Source organism: Streptacidiphilus jiangxiensis (genome assembly GCF_900109465.1).
In the GTDB taxonomy this organism is placed as follows: domain Bacteria; phylum Actinomycetota; class Actinomycetes; order Streptomycetales; family Streptomycetaceae; genus Streptacidiphilus; species Streptacidiphilus jiangxiensis.
Genome location: NZ_FOAZ01000003.1, coordinates 177,809 through 195,458 on the forward strand (window position 1 = coordinate 177,809; position 17,650 = coordinate 195,458).

A 17,650-nucleotide genomic window follows, 5' to 3' on the forward strand; every position below is an offset into this window, starting at 1 on the left:
CCGGTGAGTACGGATCTGGCTGCGGCAGGTTAGTCGCCGTAGATGAGGAGTTCATGAGTGAACCCTGTGCGCGGGCTCAGCCTCCCACCTGGGTGACCGTCGTGGCAGCCACATTGCCGTTGGCGTCGGTGGTGCCGCGTACGGTGACCGTCGCGCCCGGCTTGAGCTGGCTGACCTTGCCCGACTGGGCGATGCTGACCTTGGTCGAGCCACCGGTGGTGATCTTGACGATGTTGCCGGAGGTGTCGGTGACGTAGATGGTCGAGCCGTCGACCAGCTTGACCGTGCCGATGGTCGCCCCGCCGCCCGCGCCGCCGCCGAAACCGCCGCCGCCGAAGCCGCCCGACCCGAAGCCACTGGTGCCCGTGCGGCCGGAGCCGCCGGTGCCGGTGCCGGTGCCGGTCCGTCCGGAGGCGCTGAACGAGCGGCCCGTTCCGCCGGACGTGCCCTGGTTCTTCTCCACCAGCACGCCGCCGACGAAGCCGAGGCCCGCGACCAGGCCGCCGGCCAGCAGCAGCGTCAGCCACGGCAGCTTGCGGCGCGGCGGGGCGGCCAGCTCGGCGCTGATGTCCAGCGAGTCCGGCGGCTCGGCCAGGATCTCCTCGGGCGACGGCAGGGCCTCGTACGGGACCGGCTCGGACGGGTGGGCCAGCTCGAGGTCCACGGCTTCCTCCTGGGTGGTCACGTGGGTGGGAACGATGTCACTCATGGCGCAGCGCCTCGATCGGTCGCAGGCTCGCCGCCCGGCTGGCCGGGTAGCTGCCGAAGAAGAGGCCGATCGCCACCGCGATCCCGAACGCGCCCCAGACCGAGGCCGGGATCACCACGGGCTTGATACCGGCGATGGTGAAGTGCGCGCCGACCAGCGCGGTCACCACCCCGAGCCCGGCACCGGCCAGGGACAACAGCGTCGACTCGGCCAGGAACTGGCTGAGGATGACGCCCTTGGGCGCGCCGATGGCCTTGCGGATGCCGATCTCCCGGGTCCGCTCGGTCACCGTCACCAGCATGATGTTGGTGATGCCGATGCCGCCGACCAGCAGCGAGATCGCCGCGACCGCGCCGAGCAGCACGGTGAAGGTCTGCGTGGTGGAGCTGCGGGTGGACAGCAGCGTGGTCTGGCTGCCGACGCGGAAGTCGACCGCGGTCGGGTCCGTGATGCCGTGCGTGCCCATCAGGACCGTGGTGATCTCGTTCTGCGCCTGTGTGGTGGTGTCGGCGGAGGTCGCCTCGACCAGGATCTGACTGAGCGAGCCGAAGCCGGTGTAGGCGTTCTGCACGGTCGGCAGCGGCGCGATGACCACGTCGTCCGGGTCGTTGAAGCCGGTGCCGCTGCCCTTGGTGGCCAGCTCGCCGACGACGGTCAGCGGGGTGCCGCCGAGCACGATCTTCTTGCCGATGGGGGAGGCGGTGCCGAACAGGTCGGCCGCCGTGGTCGAGCCGATCACCGCGACCTTGCGGGAGGCCAGCACGTCGTCGGCGCTGAAGTAGTCCCCCAGCGTCACCTTGCTGTTGGACGCCTCGAAGTAGGCCGGGTAGGTGCCGATCACGGAGCTGACCGTGTGCGAGGTGCCCTGGTACAGGGCCGTCTGCGAGGTCTGCACCTCGGGCGCGACGCCCTTGATGTCGGGGGCCTGGCTCGGGTCGGCGAGCGCGCGGGCGTCGGCGACGGTCAGCGGCTTGGTGCTGGTGGCCGTCGACTGCGCGCCGAATCCGGCGCCGGAGCTGACGGTCAGGGCGTTGGTGCCGAGCGCGTCGATCGAGTCCTTGACCGCCTGCGAGGAGCCGTTGCCGACCGCCAGCAACAGGATGACGGCGGCGACGCCGATCAGGATGCCGAGCATGGTCAGGCCCGACCGGACCTTGTTGGCGGCCAGGCCCAGCGCCGCGAAGCGCAACGTCTCGAACGGGTTCATCGCACTCCTCCCTGGGTGAGCTCGCCATGGGCGGGCCCCGCGGCGGCGGCCTCCAGCGCGGGCGGCGGGCCGGCCACCGGGGCCTGCCGCACGTCACTCACGATCAGGCCGTCCACCAGCCGGATCACCCGCTTGGCGTGGTGCGCGACCTCGTCCTCGTGGGTGATCAGCACGACGGTGCGGCCGGAGGCGTTGAGCCGGTCCACGATGCCGAGGACCTCCTTGGTGCTGTGGCTGTCCAGGTTGCCGGTGGGCTCGTCGGCGAGCAGCATCGCGGGCGAGGTCACCAGCGCGCGGGCCACGGCGACGCGCTGCTGCTGGCCGCCGGAGAGCTCGTTGGGCTTGTGCTCCGCGCGGTCCGCGAGCCCCACCATGGTCAGCGCGGCCATCGCCCGGCGCCGCCGCTCGGCGGCCTTGACGCCCGCGTAGGCGAGCGGCAGCTCGACCTGGGCGACCGCGGTGGTGCGCGGCACCAGGTTGAACGACTGGAAGATGAAGCCGATCTTGCGGTTGCGCACGAGCGACAGTTGCCGCTCGTCCAGCCCGCCGACGTCGATGCCGTCGAGCAGGTAGCGGCCGGTGGTCGGCACGTCCAGGCAGCCGAGGATGTTCATCAGCGTCGACTTGCCGGAGCCCGAACTGCCCATGATCGCGACGTAGTCGCCCACCTCGACCGTCAGGTCCACGCCGGCCAGGGCGTGCACGACGGCGTCGCCCATGCCGTAGGTCTTCACCAGCCGCCGGGCCGCGATGACAGGCGCGGGACCGCGCCCGTCAGAAGTCGCGCCGGAGAGCGGGCCGGGGGTGAGGGTCATCCCCTGCTCCCGCCGCCACCACCGGTGCCGCGACCGCCGCCACCGCCGCCGAAGCCACCGCCACCGCCGAACCCGCTGCGCCCGCTGCCGCCACCGAAGCCGCCGGGGAAGCCGGTGCTCGGGAAGCCGTTGCTGCCGGAGGAGGAGACGACGGTGATCGCGACCTTGTCGCCCGCGATCACGCCGGTGACGATCTGGTCGTCGCTGTCGCCCTGCACACCGAGCGTGACCGGGGTGCGCTTGGTGGTGCCGTCGGCCTGGACGACGTTGACGCTGGCGTTGGCGCCGGTGCCGTTGATCGCCGAGGTCGGCAGGTAGAGCGCGCCGGAGGCCTCGCCGGTGACGACCTGCACGCTGGCGCTGAGGCCGGTGCGCAGGTTGGAGGTGTCACCGGAGATCGCCAGCAGCGCGGCGTACTGCACCGCGCCGGACGAACTGCTGCCGCTGCCGGAGCTGCTGACCGGCAGCGAACTGATCGACACGACCTTGGCGTTGAGCACCTGGGTGGTGTCGGCGTTCAGCGTCACGGTCGCCGCCTGGCCGGACTTGAGCTTCAGCGCGTCGCTCTCGGAGAAGTCGGCGCTGACCTCCATCCCGGACGGGTTGGTGATCACGACGAAGCCGGAGAGGCTGCTGGACGAGCTGGAGGAGCTCGACGAGGACCCGCCGCTACCGCTACCGCCCGAGCCGGAGCCCGAGCCGCCGGTGCCGGAGACGGTGTCGCCGACCTTGCCGCTGACCGAGGCGACCGTGCCGGAGACCGGAGCCTTCAGCACCGTCCCGTCGACCGCGCGCTGGGCGGCTGCCACGGAGTTCTCCGCGGAGGTCACCTGCTGCTCGGCGCTGGCGAGCTGGGCCTGGTTGACGGTGGGGGTGGGGCTCGGCGTGGGCGTCGGGGTGGAGGACGCGGCACCGCCACGACCACCGGTGGACCCACCGCCGCCGGAGCCGCCGCCGTTGTTGGAGCTCGCGGCCGGGGTGGTCCCGGCCTCGACCTGGGTCAGGTTGGCCTGGGCGGAGGACAGCTGCGCCTGGGCGTTGGCGAGGGTCTCGTCGGCCGAGGTGGCGTCGACCTTGCCCAGCACCTGGCCGGCCGTGACCTTCTGACCGGCCTTCACGTCGACCTCGGTCAGCGTGCCACCGGTGAAGAAGTTCACCCCGGCGTCCGACGGGGAGGTCAGTGTGCCCGACCCGGAGACCGTCGCGAGGACCGTGCCACGCTGGACTGTCGCGGTGCGCGTGGTGGCGGAGCCGGTGCTGCTGGAGCCCTGCGCCACGGTCGCCCACGCGATGCCGCCGGTGGCCAGCAGCGCCGTGGCGAGCACGGAGTTCAACAGGACGGCCTTACGCCGTCGTGGAAGCACCTTCATGGCGGACACCTTGACGGGGCCCGCCCAGCGGGCTCTGGGAGCAGTCTGGGAGTTCTCTGGGAGCAGATAGCTGGCAAAGTCCGACATAAGGGACCTAAGCCCCTCCCGGTGCCGCCACGTCGATCGCCGTTCCCAGCGGATTCGAAGAATTCACCCAGGCGGTCCGCATGGCTGTGGGGTTCCTTCGAGTCCATGACGACTCACCGCAACGGCGCTCGCGCGCGGGCCGCAGCGGCCGCCGGCCTCATCGGCGCCTCCGCACTGCTGCTGTCCGCCTGTGGCTCCTCCGGCTCGACGAACGCCTCGGGGACCCAGGCCTCCCCCTCGTCGTCCGCGCGAGGCGCGGCGATGCAGGCCTACCGCACCTGCCTCAGCCAGCACGGCGTGAACCTCCCGACCGGTCGCCCCTCCGGCCGTCCCTCCGGGGGTTACGGCGGCGGCAACGGCGGCGGTTACGGTGGCGGCGGTGGCTTCGGCTTCGGCGGCGCGTCGGCGAACCCGACCATGCAGGCCGCGATGCAGGCCTGCGCGTCGCTGCGCCCCAAGGGCGGCTTCGGCGGTGGCCGCGGCGGCTTCAACTCCACCGCGATGGCGGCGTTCACCAGCTGCCTCAAGGACCACGGCGTGACCCTCCCGACCACCGGTGGCCTGCGCGCGCTGAACACGACCGACCCGAAGACCGCGGCCGCGTACAACACCTGCAAGCCCCTGCTCCCCACCCGCTCCCCGGGCGCGGCAGCGCCGTCGCCGTCCGCCTCCTGAGAGCGGACGTCGCCGCCGCATGGGCGCGACCGGGTCAGTGCTGCTCCCGCCTCTGGCTGCACCATCAGGGGCGCGGGGAACCGCGCGACAAGCCACCGGTGTGGTGAGTCGCTCAGCGAGCAGGGCCATCCGCACAGGATGGTTGCTCGCGCAGCTCCCCGCGCCCTGACGCTTGCAGCTACAGGCTCTTGCGGAACAGCTCCGCGGCCTGCAGGAACAGGTCGTTCGCCTCGGTCTCGCCGATCGTGATGCGCGCGCCCTCCCCCGCGAACGGGCGGACGACGACGCCCGCCGCCTCGGACGCCGCAGCGAAGTCCATGGTCCGGTCGCCGAGGCGCAGCCAGACGAAGTTGGCCTGCGTCGTCGCCACCGTCCAGCCCTGGGCGACCAGCGCGGAGACGACCCGCTCGCGCTCGGCGACCAGCGCGGCCACGCGCTCCAGGAGCGCGTCCTCCGCCCGCAGCGAGGCGACCGCCGCGTCCTGCGCGAGCTGGCTCACCCCGAAGGGGACGGCCGTCTGCCGCAGGGCCTGGGCGACCGGCTCGTGGGCGATGCAGAAGCCGACCCGCAGGCCGGCCAGGCCGTACGCCTTGGAGAAGGTCCGCAGCACGCAGACGTTCGGGCGGTCGCGGTAGACGTCGACGCCGTTGGGGACCTCGACGTCGCGGACGAACTCGTTGTAGGCCTCGTCCAGGACGACCAGGATGTCGCTCGGCACCGCGTCGAGGAAGCGCTCCAGCTCCTCGCCGTGGACGACCGTGCCGGTCGGGTTGTTCGGGTTGCAGACGAAGATCAGGCGCGTGCGCGGCGTGATCGCGGCCAGCATCGCGTCGAGGTCGTGGGTCTCGTCGGCCTTCAGCGGGACGCGCACGGACGTGGCGCCGCTGATCTGGGTGATGATCGGGTAGGCCTCGAAGGAGCGCCAGGCGAAGATCACCTCGTCGCCCGGACCGGAGGTCGCCTGCAGCAGCGACTGGGCGACGCCCACCGAACCGGTGCCGGTGGCGACGTGCGTCTCCGGAACGCCGAAGCGCTCCGCGATCTCGGAGATCAGGCCCGCGCAGGCCATGTCGGGGTAGCGGTTGAACGAGGCGGCGGCGGCCGTCGCCGCTTCCAGTACGCCCGGGAGCGGCGGGTAGGGGTTCTCGTTGGAGGAGAGCTTGAAGGCGGGGGCGCCGTCGGCGCCCTGCGCCGGCTTGCCGGGCTTGTAGGCGGGGATGCCCTTCAGGGCCTCGCGCAGGCGCGGGCCGTTCACGCCGGGGGTCGTTTCGCTGCTCACCGTGGTCGTCCTCCAGAGAATCGCGACGTCGTCGCGCCCCGCAGGATCACTGCTCGCGCGGCCTTGTCGCCGTAACCGGTCGAGATCACCATACGAGCCGATCGCGAGAACCTCACCCATGCGGGTGACATGTGCCGATTGCGGCCCCCGCAGACTCGCTGGGCGACACCGTGAGTGCATGACCAAAACGCAGGCGATCAGGGGTGAAACGGTCGTTGGTGCAAGGAGAAAACGCGCGAATGGTCATGGAGAAACGTATCTCCGACTCATCCGGACAGACCATCCCCTTCCGACAGTTCCGCGCCATACGATCGGCCAGACATGACAGCTGCAGCGAATCACCACGGCCGGCGGACCACCACCCGCACCCGGCGCCTGGAGCGTGCCGGGATCAGGGACGTGGCGGCAGCCGCCGGGGTCTCCATCACCACGGTCTCCGACGCGCTCAACGGCAAGGGTCGGCTGCCCGACGAGACGCGCACCAAGGTCCGCGAGGTCGCCGAACGGCTGGGCTACCGCCCGTCCGCCGCCGCGCGCACCCTGCGCACCGGCCGCTCCGGCCTGATCGGGCTGACGGTCACCACCTACGGCCAGGAGCCGTTCACCTTCACGGAGTTCGCCTACTTCGCCGAGATGGCCCGGGCGGCGACCTCGGCCGCGCTCAACCGCGGCTACGCCCTGGTCGTGCTGCCCGCCTCGTCCCGGCACGACGTGTGGAGCAACGTCGCACTGGACGGCACGGTGGTGATCGACCCGTCCGACCACGACCCGATGGTGGCCGACCTCTACCGGCAGGGCCTCCCGGTGGTCAGCGACGGCAAACCGGGCAACTGCCCCGTCACGGCCTGGGTCGACAACGACCACCACGCCGCCGTGCTCGGCATCCTGGAGCACCTGGCCCAGGCCGGCGCCCGCCGGATCGGCCTGCTGACCGGCACCAGCACGGACACGTACACGCGGCTCAGCACCGAGGCCTACCTGGGCTGGTGCCGGTCCGTGGGCCAGGAGCCGCTGTACGAGGCCTACCCGGCCCACGACCCGTGCGCGGGCGCCGTCGCCGCCGACCGGCTGCTGGCCCGCCCGGACCGTCCGGACGCCGTCTACGGCCTGTTCGACCCCAATGGCACGGACCTGCTGGCCGCCGCCCGCCGCTACCACCTGCGGGTCCCCGACGACCTGTTGCTGGTCTGCTGCAGCGAGAGCGACGTCTACGCCACCACCGAGCCGCCGATCACCACGCTCTCGCTCAAGCCGCGCCGGATCGGCACCACCGTGGTCAACCTGCTGATCGACGCGATCGAGGGCCAGGCCTCGGCCAACCGCGTTCCGACAGGCCAGGCCGCGAACGACTCGGCGTCGGCTGATCCGACCGTGCCCGACCAGGGCGGGCCCGACCAGACACCGGCCGACCAGAGCGTCTCCGGTCAGCTGATGCCGACGGAGCTGATCGTCCGACGCTCGTCCCAGCGCCGTTCCCCGCGCACCACGGTCGCCGCGCCGAGGCCGCCGGGAGAGACGTGAGCCTGGGCGGACCGCCGCCCGGGCCGGTCTGACCTGCCCTTTTTGTCCCTCGTTGCTCCGCCTTGCCCCTTCGATCCGTGAACGAATTCCCCCCGCTGATCCCTCCCAGGTGCGGACGCCGGGAAGGGCGGCTTTATACGATGGGCTTCATGACACCCGTGGACCGTCCCGCCTGGCCTGACCAGCCGGACCCTGGGCCGCACGCCGCGCAGGCAGCGGACGGGTCCACGCAGTTCGACTTCTTCTCCCCATCGCCCGTGCCCGGGCCGGTGCCCGCGTCGGCACCGATGCCCGCGTCGGCACCGATGCCCGCACCATCGCCCGTGCCGGTCGGGTTCGGGGCGCCGACGGTCCCGGCCACCCCGGCCGTCGCGCCGCCGATGCCCGCCGTCCCGCCGCAGGACCCGCCCACGCTCGAACTGGGCGCGCCCCTCGTCCCGGGCGTCGTCCCCGCCCCGGCGCCCGCGCCCGCGCTCGACTCGCTGCCCAGCGGCCCCGAGGGCCCGCTCTACGTGATCGGCGACGTCCACGGCTACCTCCAGGACCTGCTGGACGGTCTGCACGCGCAGGGCCTGATCGACGCCGAGGGCCACTGGAGCGCCGGACGCTCCCGGCTCTGGTTCCTCGGCGACTTCACCGACCGCGGCCCCGACGGCATCGGCGTGATCGACCTGGTGATGCGCCTGGCCGCCGAGGCGGCCGCGGACGGCGGCTACTGCCGCGCCCTGATGGGCAACCACGAACTGCTGCTGCTCGGCGCCGACCGCTACGGCGAGGAGCCCGTCCACTCCAGCGCCGGCACCGCCTCCTTCCTGGCCGCCTGGCGCCTCAACGGCGGCCAGCCGCACGACATGGAGCGGCTGGAGGACCACCACGTCGCCTGGCTCTCCCGGCTGCCCGCGATGGCGATCGAGGACGACCACCTGCTGGTCCACTCCGACACCACCGCCTACCTGGAGTACGGCGACTCCGTCGACGGGGTCAACGACGCGATCCGCGAGGTGCTCGGCCACGGCGACGCGGACGAGTGGTGGGACTGCTTCCGCCGGATGACCAAGCGCTTCGCCTTCCGGGGCGAGGGGGGCCCCGAGGCCGCACGCGAGCTGCTCGCGGCCTTCGGCGGCCACCGGATCGTCCACGGCCACAGCCCCATCCCGTACCTGCTCGGCGAGGCACCGACGGAGGACGGCCACTCGGGCGTGCAGGTCAGCGGCCCGCACGTGTACGCGGACGACCTGGCCGTGGCCATGGACGGCGGCGTGACCATGGAGGGCGAGGGGCGACTGCTGATCGCCCGACTGCCGCTGGACTGACCTGGCCGCAGGGGCGTCGGATTGCTTCGGGCAATTGCCAGAAGCAACGCGGGCCACTCCAGACGCGGAATTTCGCGAAACCGACTGTCGGTGTGTCAGTCCTCGCGCCTAGCATGTTGCGTTAACAGCCCGTAACCCCCGGCCGGTTTGGCCCGGCAGCCCTGAACGGCCGTCACTTCCACGGGGGGAGCAGAACCATGGACATCACCTCGCAGCTGCTGGCCGAGGACAAGCCCGACTACGTGCGGATCCTGGACGAGGCCCTGCAGACCCCGCACATCCGGGACGCCCTGCGCGCCACCCGGGGTGCCATCACGACCGAGGAGCTGCGCGCGCGCGGAATGCGCGAGCTGCCCGAGGTCGGCGCCGCCGCGGCGCCCGAGTACGCGCGCTACCGCGAGCTGCGCGAGCAGCTGGCCCAGGTCGGCGCGGGCCCCGACACCGACCGCCTCGGCAGCACCGATCCGGCCCAGTGGGTCGAGCCCGGCACCGCGCTGGACGCGAGCCGCCAGGCGGGCCTCGGCCCGATGGCCGCGGTGCTCGCCCCGGTCCTCGCCTGGACCAGCGCGCTGGTCCTGTGGCTGGTCGGCCTGGCCGTCCGCGCGGGCGCTCCGTCCGCTTCGCTCGGCCGCTCCCTGATCACCGCGGCCGGGGTGCTGGCCGCGGTGGGCGGCGCGGCGCTGGTCGTCGCCACGGTCGCCCTGGTGCAGACCGCGAAGCGCGATGCGGCGACCGTGCCCGAACGCCCCCAGCCGGAGCTGGCGGCGGAGGTCGCCAAGGCCCGCGAGGCGTGGCGCGCGGCGCTGCGCTCGCGCGGGCTGCTGCCGTTCCTCGAGGCCGAGCTGGCCGCGCGCAGCGCGGAGATCGCCACGGAGGCGGCGCAGCGCCGCACCCGTGTGGACCTGGTCCGCCGCAACCCGAAGCTCGGTTTCACCAGCCCGGGCTTCACCAGCCCCGGCGTCGAGGGCATCACCGACGGCCACGGCCACGAGAAGCCGGAGGAGGAGCGGGAGGACGAGATCTACTTCTCCTCACCCGGGTTCTCCTCGCCCGACTTCACCAGCCCCGACTACGACGGCGAGGAACACCTGAGCCGGTTCCTGCCGAACGCCGACGAGTAGTTGCACGACCCAGGGGCGCAAGGAACTGCGCGACAAGCCACCCTCATGCGGATGGTCCTCACTGAACAGGGCCATCCGCACAGGTGGTTGCTCGCGCAGTTCCCCGCGCCCCCGGGTGGTGCAAGCGACTGAAGTGATCAGCCGTTCAGCTCGGCTGCCACCAGTTCCGCGATCTGGACGGCGTTGAGCGCAGCGCCCTTGCGGAGGTTGTCGTTGGAGACGAACAGCGCCAGGCCGTTGTCGACCGTCTCGTCGTTGCGGATGCGGCCGACGTAGGACGGGTCCTTGCCCGCGGCCTCCAGCGGGGTGGGCACCTCGGAGACGACCACGCCGGGCGCCGAGGAGAGGAGCTCGTAGGCGCGGGCAGCGCTGATCGGGTGCGCGAAGCGCGCGTTGATCTGGAGGCTGTGGCCGGTGAAGACGGGCACGCGCACGCAGGTGCCGGAGACCTTGAGGCCGGGGATCTCCAGGATCTTCCGGCTCTCCTTGCGGAGCTTCTGCTCCTCGTCGGTCTCGTTGGAGCCGTCGTCCTGCACGGAGCCGGCCAGCGGCAGCACGTTGAAGGCGATCGGCTTGGAGAACTTCTGCGGCTCGGGGTACTCCACCGCCTCGCCGTCGAACGCCAGCTGGTCCGACACCTCGGCGACCTTGCAGGCCTGCTGGTACAGCTCGGCGACGCCGGCCAGCCCGCCACCCGAGACCGCCTGGTAGGTGGCGACGACGAGCGCCTCCAGACCGGCCTCCTCGTGCAGCGGCTTGAGGACCGGCATCGCGGCCATCGTGGTGCAGTTGGGGTTGGCGATGATGCCCTTGGGGCGGTTCGCGATCGCGTGCGGGTTGACCTCGGAGACCACCAGCGGGACCTCCGGGTCGCCGCGCCACGCCGAGGAGTTGTCGATCACGACGGCACCGGCCGCGGCGACCTTCTCGGCGAGCGCCCTGGACGTCGAGCCGCCGGCGGAGAACAGCGCGATGTCGAGCCCGCTCCAGTCCGCCGTCGCGGCGTCCTCGACGACGACCTCGCCACCCTTCCAGGGCAGCGTGGACCCGGCCGAGCGCGCCGAGGCGAAGAGCCGCAGCTCCGTCACCGGGAAGTCGCGCTCCTCCAGAATCCGGCGCATGACGCCGCCGACCTGACCAGTGGCACCCACGATTCCAATCCTCATGCCCCTACAGTAAGCGCCCGCCCGCCGAGGGCGAGCGGATATCCAACCGTCGGACACCCCTGTGCACCCTCACTGAGCTGGGTGAACGGGAAGCCTTACGGCGCGGTGGCGGTGACCGCCGAAAGGCCTGCGGAACGGCGAACCGCGCCCCGCCAAAAAATTTCTCGGCCTGCGGGGCGCGGTTCTGGGACCTGTGCGTCACACGACGGTGTTGAAGATCCACCAGCCTGCGCCGATCTGGACCCGGGCCGCGAGCGGCGCGGCCGCGCTGCCCGTGCCGGCGTGGAGCCAGAGCCAGCCGTTGGCCTCGACGCCGACCAGGTCCGGCTTGCCGTCCCCGTTCAGGTCGCGGACGCCGACGATGGTCTTGTAGCCCTGCCAACCGCTGCTGATCTTCGTGCGGGCCGCGAACGGCGCCGTGGGGATGCCGGTACCGCGGTAGAGCCAGAGCACCCCGGAGGAGTCCCGGGCGACCAGGTCGGCCCGGCCGTCCCCGGTCAGGTCACCGGCCCCGACGATCGTGTTGTAGGTCTGCCAGCCGCCGCCGACCCGCACCCGCGCCGCGAACGGCGAGGCCGCGTTCCCGGTGCCCTGGTAGAGCCAGAGCACCCCGGAGGAGTCCCGGCCGAGCAGGTCGGCCCGGCCGTCCCCGGTGACGTCGCCGACGCCCACGAGAGTGTTGTAGATCTGCCAGCCGCCGCCGACCCGCACCCGCGCCGCGAACGGCGAGGCCGCGTTCCCGGTGCCCTGGTAGAGCCAGAGCACCCCGGAGGAGTCCCGCGCGACGACCGCGCTGCCCGCGTCGGCGCGCAGTGCGTCCAGCGGGACGATCGTGTTGTAGATGTTCCAACCGCCGCCGACGCGGTAGCGGGAGAGCAGCGGCGCCGACGCGTTGCCGGTGCCCTGGTACTGCCACAGCACGCCGCTGCCGTCGCGGGCGAGCAGGTTCCAGCGCGTGGACGCGGCCGGCGGGGTCGCCGTCGCGACGGTCTTCACGTCGGCGGTGTTCACGAACGCGACGCGGTGGTTGAAGCGGATCTCGCGGTAGGTGGTGGTGCCGACCACGTCCGTGCGGTCGCCCGGGGCATCGCCGTTGATGTTCTCGGTGTAGTAGAAGTCGCCGGCCACCGGCGCGTAGGCGACGTAGGCCTGCCCGGCCGGGATCGCGTACTTGGTCAGCGAGGTGACCTGCTGTGTGGAGGCGGCCGCCACGGCGGAGAGCACGGACGGGTAGGCGGAGGTCTCCGGGTAGGCCCGGCCGTAGACCGGGGCCGAGGCCGTGCCCGCGGAGGTGATCACGGTCGTACCGGCGGGCGCGGGCACGGTGTAGGAGCCGGCCGGGTTGGAGAACCAGGCCTTCACGCCGCCGTACCAGATCGCCGTCCAGTCGCCCTGCACGGCCGCGACGACGAAGGACTCCCCGGTGACGAGCTTGTCACCCCAGTCGGCGGCGTCGGTCGTGCCGGCTCCCGAGCTGTGCAGGTACGGGTCGGCGAGCAGCGGGGCGCTGCTGGAGGGGGAGGTGCGCAGATAGACGAAGTTCGCCGGCTGGGCCGGGATCGCCGCGCAGGTCGAGCAGTTGGTGACGGTGGGCTCGTTGGCCGTGGTGAACGGGATCGAGACGGTGACCGCCTCGCCCGCGACCAGCGGCGCACCGGCCGGGTTGCTCGGCACGGGCGCGCCGAGCAGGGACATGTAGTGGTTCCAGTCCCAGAAGGTGCCCGGGTCCCAGTGCATGCCGGAGACGTAGGAGTCGATCGGCCCCGGCACGTCGTCGTGCCCGATGACGTGCTGGCGGTCCAGCGGGATGCCGTACTCCTGCGCCAGGTACTTCACCAGCGCGGCCGAGGACTCGTACTCCGACTCGGTGTACCAGGAGGCGCCGGAGATCGCATAGCCCTCGTGCTCCACGCCGATGGAGTGGACGTTGACGTACTTGTTGCCCGCGTGGATGGCCTCGTCCGTGTTCGGGACCATCTGCGTGACCTGGCCGTCCGAGGAGCGGATCACGTACTGCGCGCTCGACTCGGGGTTGTCCAGCGCGCTGAACGCCGAGATCGTTCCGGCGTAGCTGCCCTCGGTGTCGTGGATGACGATGTACCGGACGGCGATGCCGCTGCCGTCGGCCGGACGGTTCGCGATGTCGTAGTTGCCGTACGAGGTCTGGTCGGTCTGGTCCGCCAACGCGTAGGCGGCGGGCACGTACTGGCAGCTCAGCGTCGACGGGCAGTCGGCCGTGGGAGTCGTGGCCGTGCCGGTCGCGAACGAGGCCGGGGTCGTCACCGCCTTCGCCGCACCGGAAGCGGTAGGGGCCGTCGCGACCCGGCCCTGCTGCCGGACCTCGGGCGCAGCCGACAGCGTCACCTGCTGGCCGTCGGCAGTGAGGCGGCTCATGCCGGTGCGGATGGTGCCGAAGACGCGGGACGCGAACAGCTGCGCGCCCTTGGCGTCGGGTGACTGGCTGTACCGGGCGACGGCGGGGAACCACTGGCCGGGATCGGTCGGCAGCCCGCCGGTCAGCGACTTCTCGTACTGCGCGAGCAGCGCGGCGCCGCCGCGGATGCTCTGGTCGGTGTCGGTCTTCAGCGCCGCGGTCGGCTGGTGGATCAACGACGCGGCCGCGTCCAGTGTGTGCAGCGCCGGGTCGTTGGTGTTCACGGTCGGGACCACGGCCTGGTCCCGGGCGGTGACCCGGTGCGGGTGCTTGATGTGCCGGATCCGGTAGTCGTCACCGGCCGCCGCGGCGGCCTCGGCGGCGATGCCCGAGGCGGTCGGCTGCGTGACGTCCCCGGCGTCGACCTTGGTGAGGCCCATGACGTTGAAGTTGCCGGTGGCGCTCGGTTGCCCGTGGTGCGAGTCCCAGCGGGTCTCCTGGTAGGAGACGGCCATCAGGACGTCGAGCGGCACGTGGAACTCGCCTGCCGCGGCGGCGAACTGGCTCGACAACGAGGCCGGGACGGCGGATCGGCCGCCCGGGCCCGAGCCGGTCCCGAGGATCGATCCGGCCTGGGCGACCGCCCCCACCGCCAGTGCGGCGGTGACGATCGCTCCGACGGAGACGGCGACGGTCCGTGACCGCTTTCTCCGGTGTCTACTGCCTGTCTGATCTGTCCGATCTGCTGCTCTGCCCACCTGCGAACCCAACTGTCAGGCCCGGGGACGCAGAACGGGGCGGACCACAGTCGGCCACGGGCACGCTGAGAGGCGGCGGCCCCACATGTGGTCGGCTGCACCGCGATACGCGTGCGACCTTAACAGTCTGATGGGACATAAGGTAAGACAGCTTTTACCATCATCCGAAAACCTCCACAGGATTCACAGGTTCGTTGTCCGCGCGCGATCCAAGCGCTCCCGTTGGGCCTGTGTCAGGTTCAGTTCGACTGCATCCAAAGCCTCGTCCAATTGCCCCATTTCGCTCACGCCGATGACCGGCAGCACACTGGGGGAGCCGCCCGTCAACCAGGCGAGCACGACCTGGTTCGCCGTCGCTCCGGTCTCCTTCGCGACCTCCCTGAGCGCGTCCACCTGCCGTTGCGTACCAGCGTGCCGGTACTGCACCTGCAGCTCCTTGCCGGGGTTGGTGTAGGCGCCGTTGACCAGCGGGCCGTAGACCAGGACGGTGAGATCCGGCCTGTTGCCCGCATACGCGAGCAATTCGGCGTCCGCGTGCACCTGGTAGTCGAAGTCCGCGTCCGGCGCCGGCGTCAGGTAGGTGTGCCGCTGCTGCACCGCGGTGTACCCGGCGACGCCCTGCGCCGCGGCGGCGGCGTGCGAGCGCACCAGGCGCTCCGCGGTCTGGTTGCTGACCCCGACCTGCGCCGCGATCCCCTCCGCCACCAGCGCGCCGAACGCCGCCACGGTCTCCTCCACCGGCGTCGCCGGATCGTCCACGTGCGCGTACAGCAGGTCGACCCGCTCGACGCCGAGGCGGTTCAGACTGTCCCGGGCCGCCCGCGCCACGACCTGCGCACCCAGCCCCTCACGGTTGGCAGGCCACTGCTCCCCCCGGGCCGGATCGGGCCGCGCCCCGAGTTTGGTCGCCACGGCGACCTCCTCCCCGGCCCCGCGCGAGGCCAACCAGCGCCCGAGCAGCAGCTCGCTCTCGTCACCGCAGCAGCCGTCGCGCCAGAAGCAGTAGCAGTTGGCGGTGTCCACGAACGTGCCGCCACGCTCGACGAACCGGTCCAGCAGCGCGAAGGAGGTGGCGTCGTCGACGATCGTGCCGAACGGCAGCGTGCCAAGACAGAGGGCGGAGACCTGGCGGTCACCCAACAGGCGGTAGCGCATGGCGGAAGGTCCTCTCCGGTGGAGCCCGAACGGGAACTGCGAGTCGCAGCCTCACAACTGGAGCGCGCTCCAGGTCAAGTACCCGCCACAATCGGCCGGGTGACCACGACGCCGCAGACCCTGACCCCGGCCGAGGCCGCCGAGCGCTCCGGCTTCAGCCTCGACACCCTGCGCTACTACGAGCGCATCGGCCTGCTCACCGGCATCGCCCGCGCCGCCGGCGGCCACCGCCGGTTCACCGACGACGACCTCGCCTGGCTCGGCGTGCTGCGCTGCCTGCGCGACACCGGCATGCCCATTGCCGACATGCGCCGCTACGCGAGTCTGGGACGAGCCGGAAACAGTCCGGAGAATCTCGCGGAAAGGATCCAACTTCTGGAAAGGCACGATGCGGCCGTCGCGGAACAGATCGCCCTTCTGCGGTCACAGCGACAGCACCTGCACGAAAAGATCGCATTTTACCGAAAGGAACTCGGCCAGAAATAGCCGCTGTTGGCATCCGTCGATGCTCACTCGCCCGCCGGTGCGCCGGAGTCCCGATCAGTCGAGCGGGCCACCCGAGCCTGGCGCACCAAAGCGAACAGCAGCAACGGCAGGCCGACCGCGTGGTAGGCCACGTCGACGGCCGTGCCGCCGGTGGTCGTGAAGGTGAGCCCGACGACGAATCCGACGACGGCGAAGACCAGCGCCCCCAGCGCGAAGCCGCGGGCCGCGGCGCGCTCCCGGCGCAGCCGGTCGGCGGCGATCAGCAGCACCAGGGCGATGACGCCCTCGGCGGTGCCCGCCGCGTCGGGGTCGTAGGGCGGCGAGCCGCCCGCGATCACATGGGTGAGGTGGAGCACGGACATCACCAGCAGCGACGCCCCGACCCCGGTCGCGAGCGGGGCGACCAGCGGGTCACCCTCCCCGCGCCGGGCAGGCGCCGTCCGGGCCGTGCTGCGGAAGGTTCCCGAGTTCGTCATGGCTCCAGGCTCTCGCGCGGGGGCCCGGTGGGCGTCCCCCCGGAGGAGACAGCCGCCCTACCCCGGGGGAAGCACGCCGGCGGCCGGACCCGCGGCAGCCACGTGCGCGGCTGCGACATCCGCGGCAGCGACGTCTGCGGCAGCGACGTCCGCAGCAGCCTGCACGAACGCGCGGATGCGCGCGTTCGCATGGGCCTCGACCCAGACCGGGCCACGTCGGATCGGCGCCGCGTCGCACAGCGGCACGTACGCGAGGTCCGGCCGCGGGTAGTAGCGACGGGCGTGTTCGCCGACGGGCAGCACGCCCTTGCCCATCGCGACCAGGCTCAGCATCTCCGAGAAGGTGCTGCCCTCCGGCCCCTTGGTCACCGGCCGCCCGGACGGCGTCCGGTCGGGGGTGCGGTCCCGCTTGAACCCGGCTGAGGTGGCGGGCGGGTACTGAACCACCGGGTGGTCACCCAGGACCTCGAGCGAGACCGACTCCCGCCCGGCGAGCGGGTGCCCGGCGGGCACGGCGAGCGCCCTGCGTTCTGTCAGCAGCGCCGGTCCGTTGGCCATGCCGTCAAACGGGAACGAGGCGACGAGCACGTCCACCGAGCCGTCCTCCAGACTCGTCCGGGAGTTGAACAGCTGGACCTCCCGCACGTCGACCCGGCAGTCGGGGTGCCGCTCGGTGAACAGGGCGGCGACCTTCAGCAGCACCGGAGCGACGAACTCGCCCAGGAACGCCACCCGCAACTCCCCGGTGACCCCGCGCCCGGCGTCCACGGCCCGCCGCAGCGCCAGCTCGACCGCCTCGACCGCCGGCGCCAGCTCCTGGGCCAACTGGCCACCCACCGCCGTCAGCCGCACCGACCGGCTGGTCCGCTCGAACAACGGCCCGCCCACCCGGCGTTCCAGCTTCCGCACCACCTGGCTGACCCGCCCGGTGGTGAGCCCCAACCGCTCCGCGGTCCGCCCGAAGTGGAGCTCCTCGGCGAGCGCGAGGAACACCTCGACCTCCACGCGCTCCCACACGGGCCGCGCCCCCTCCCCCGATCGTTGAATCCAGCTCAACGATCGTATGCCGATCGTGCGTTGTTCGCTGTCCGCTCCTGGCCGATCGTTGAACCGTCACCGCACCGACGCCCAAGGAGCC

15 protein-coding genes are annotated in these 17,650 nt (G+C 72.0%); 5 read left to right on the forward strand and 10 right to left on the reverse strand.

The features are described 5' to 3' along the window. Positions 1 to 76 precede the first annotated feature (76 nt). Genes BMY61_RS45995 through BMY61_RS07100 form a run of 4 tightly spaced genes read right to left on the reverse strand, consistent with a single transcriptional unit; the run spans position 77 to position 4,101 of the window. A complete protein-coding gene (locus BMY61_RS45995; protein ID WP_052439478.1) occupies positions 77 to 709 on the reverse strand; it encodes a hypothetical protein in 633 nt (210 codons plus the stop codon). Beyond that, positions 702 to 1,916 carry an ABC transporter permease gene (locus BMY61_RS07090; RefSeq protein ID WP_042459382.1) on the reverse strand — a complete coding sequence of 405 codons (1,215 nt, stop codon included), beginning with the start codon at positions 1,914 to 1,916 and terminating at the stop codon, positions 702 to 704. The genes BMY61_RS45995 and BMY61_RS07090 overlap by 8 nt, the downstream gene beginning before the upstream one ends. Then, positions 1,913 to 2,731 (reverse strand): ABC transporter ATP-binding protein, encoded by an 819-nt coding sequence (locus BMY61_RS07095; RefSeq protein ID WP_042459385.1) that lies wholly within the window; start codon positions 2,729 to 2,731, stop codon positions 1,913 to 1,915. The genes BMY61_RS07090 and BMY61_RS07095 overlap by 4 nt, the downstream gene beginning before the upstream one ends. After that, positions 2,728 to 4,101, reverse strand: coding sequence for an efflux RND transporter periplasmic adaptor subunit (locus tag BMY61_RS07100; RefSeq protein ID WP_075003791.1), 1,374 nt, complete (start codon positions 4,099 to 4,101; stop codon positions 2,728 to 2,730). The genes BMY61_RS07095 and BMY61_RS07100 overlap by 4 nt, the downstream gene beginning before the upstream one ends. A 192-nt stretch (positions 4,102 to 4,293) precedes the next feature. Here BMY61_RS07100 and BMY61_RS07105 point away from each other — a divergent pair, with 192 nt between their 5' ends. Then, entirely contained in the window at positions 4,294 to 4,863 is a 570-nt protein-coding gene (locus BMY61_RS07105) for a hypothetical protein (RefSeq protein WP_042459391.1), read from the forward strand. Positions 4,864 to 5,041: 178 nt separating this feature from the next. On the opposite strand, the gene hisC is transcribed toward BMY61_RS07105, so the two are convergent. Then, entirely contained in the window at positions 5,042 to 6,118 is a 1,077-nt protein-coding gene (gene hisC / locus BMY61_RS07110; RefSeq protein WP_236656651.1) for a histidinol-phosphate transaminase, read from the reverse strand. Positions 6,119 to 6,463: 345 nt separating this feature from the next. Here hisC and BMY61_RS07115 point away from each other — a divergent pair, with 345 nt between their 5' ends. The 3 genes from BMY61_RS07115 (at position 6,464) to BMY61_RS07125 (ending at position 10,097) form a co-directional block, all read left to right on the forward strand. Further along, complete coding sequence (locus BMY61_RS07115; protein WP_042459397.1) at positions 6,464 to 7,663, forward strand: LacI family DNA-binding transcriptional regulator; 1,200 nt, start codon at positions 6,464 to 6,466, stop codon at positions 7,661 to 7,663. Positions 7,664 to 7,812: 149 nt separating this feature from the next. Next, positions 7,813 to 8,976 (forward strand): metallophosphoesterase family protein, encoded by a 1,164-nt coding sequence (locus BMY61_RS07120; protein WP_236656648.1) that lies wholly within the window; start codon positions 7,813 to 7,815, stop codon positions 8,974 to 8,976. 197 nt (positions 8,977 to 9,173) lie between these two features. Further along, complete coding sequence (locus BMY61_RS07125) at positions 9,174 to 10,097, forward strand: hypothetical protein (RefSeq protein ID WP_052439479.1); 924 nt, start codon at positions 9,174 to 9,176, stop codon at positions 10,095 to 10,097. A 137-nt stretch (positions 10,098 to 10,234) separates the two neighbouring features. Here the strand turns inward: BMY61_RS07125 and BMY61_RS07130 are convergent, their stop codons facing one another. The 3 genes from BMY61_RS07130 to BMY61_RS07140 all read right to left on the reverse strand — a co-directional run bounded on the left by BMY61_RS07130 (position 10,235) and on the right by BMY61_RS07140 (position 15,550). After that, complete coding sequence (locus BMY61_RS07130; protein WP_042459400.1) at positions 10,235 to 11,263, reverse strand: aspartate-semialdehyde dehydrogenase; 1,029 nt, start codon at positions 11,261 to 11,263, stop codon at positions 10,235 to 10,237. 198 nt (positions 11,264 to 11,461) lie between these two features. Beyond that, positions 11,462 to 14,287: an N-acetylmuramoyl-L-alanine amidase gene (locus BMY61_RS07135; protein ID WP_236656649.1), complete on the reverse strand. Its 2,826-nt coding sequence runs from the start codon at positions 14,285 to 14,287 to the stop codon at positions 11,462 to 11,464. Between the two features lie 291 nt (positions 14,288 to 14,578). After that, a complete protein-coding gene (locus BMY61_RS07140; RefSeq protein ID WP_042459404.1) occupies positions 14,579 to 15,550 on the reverse strand; it encodes an aldo/keto reductase in 972 nt (323 codons plus the stop codon). Positions 15,551 to 15,649: 99 nt separating this feature from the next. Between BMY61_RS07140 and BMY61_RS07145 the strand changes: the two genes are divergently transcribed. Beyond that, positions 15,650 to 16,036 (forward strand): MerR family transcriptional regulator, encoded by a 387-nt coding sequence (locus tag BMY61_RS07145; protein ID WP_082015635.1) that lies wholly within the window; start codon positions 15,650 to 15,652, stop codon positions 16,034 to 16,036. Positions 16,037 to 16,059: 23 nt separating this feature from the next. Here the strand turns inward: BMY61_RS07145 and BMY61_RS07150 are convergent, their stop codons facing one another. After that, positions 16,060 to 16,512 (reverse strand): hypothetical protein, encoded by a 453-nt coding sequence (locus BMY61_RS07150; RefSeq protein WP_042459407.1) that lies wholly within the window; start codon positions 16,510 to 16,512, stop codon positions 16,060 to 16,062. Positions 16,513 to 16,569: 57 nt separating this feature from the next. Continuing rightward, entirely contained in the window at positions 16,570 to 17,529 is a 960-nt protein-coding gene (locus tag BMY61_RS07155) for a LysR family transcriptional regulator (RefSeq protein ID WP_082015636.1), read from the reverse strand. Between the last annotated feature and the right edge of the window lie 121 nt (positions 17,530 to 17,650).

Coding starts and splice junctions, on each gene's coding strand:
- BMY61_RS07115 (WP_042459397.1), top strand. CDS start 6,464: ATGACAGCTGCAGCGAATCACCACGGCCGGCGGACCACCACCCGCACC.
- BMY61_RS07125 (WP_052439479.1), top strand. CDS start 9,174: ATGGACATCACCTCGCAGCTGCTGGCCGAGGACAAGCCCGACTACGTG.
- BMY61_RS07105 (WP_042459391.1), top strand. CDS start 4,294: ATGACGACTCACCGCAACGGCGCTCGCGCGCGGGCCGCAGCGGCCGCC.
- BMY61_RS07095 (WP_042459385.1), bottom strand. CDS start 2,731: ATGACCCTCACCCCCGGCCCGCTCTCCGGCGCGACTTCTGACGGGCGC.
- BMY61_RS45995 (WP_052439478.1), bottom strand. CDS start 709: ATGAGTGACATCGTTCCCACCCACGTGACCACCCAGGAGGAAGCCGTG.
- BMY61_RS07120 (WP_236656648.1), top strand. CDS start 7,813: ATGACACCCGTGGACCGTCCCGCCTGGCCTGACCAGCCGGACCCTGGG.
- BMY61_RS07100 (WP_075003791.1), bottom strand. CDS start 4,101: ATGAAGGTGCTTCCACGACGGCGTAAGGCCGTCCTGTTGAACTCCGTG.
- BMY61_RS07150 (WP_042459407.1), bottom strand. CDS start 16,512: ATGACGAACTCGGGAACCTTCCGCAGCACGGCCCGGACGGCGCCTGCC.
- BMY61_RS07130 (WP_042459400.1), bottom strand. CDS start 11,263: ATGAGGATTGGAATCGTGGGTGCCACTGGTCAGGTCGGCGGCGTCATG.
- BMY61_RS07090 (WP_042459382.1), bottom strand. CDS start 1,916: ATGAACCCGTTCGAGACGTTGCGCTTCGCGGCGCTGGGCCTGGCCGCC.
- BMY61_RS07140 (WP_042459404.1), bottom strand. CDS start 15,550: ATGCGCTACCGCCTGTTGGGTGACCGCCAGGTCTCCGCCCTCTGTCTT.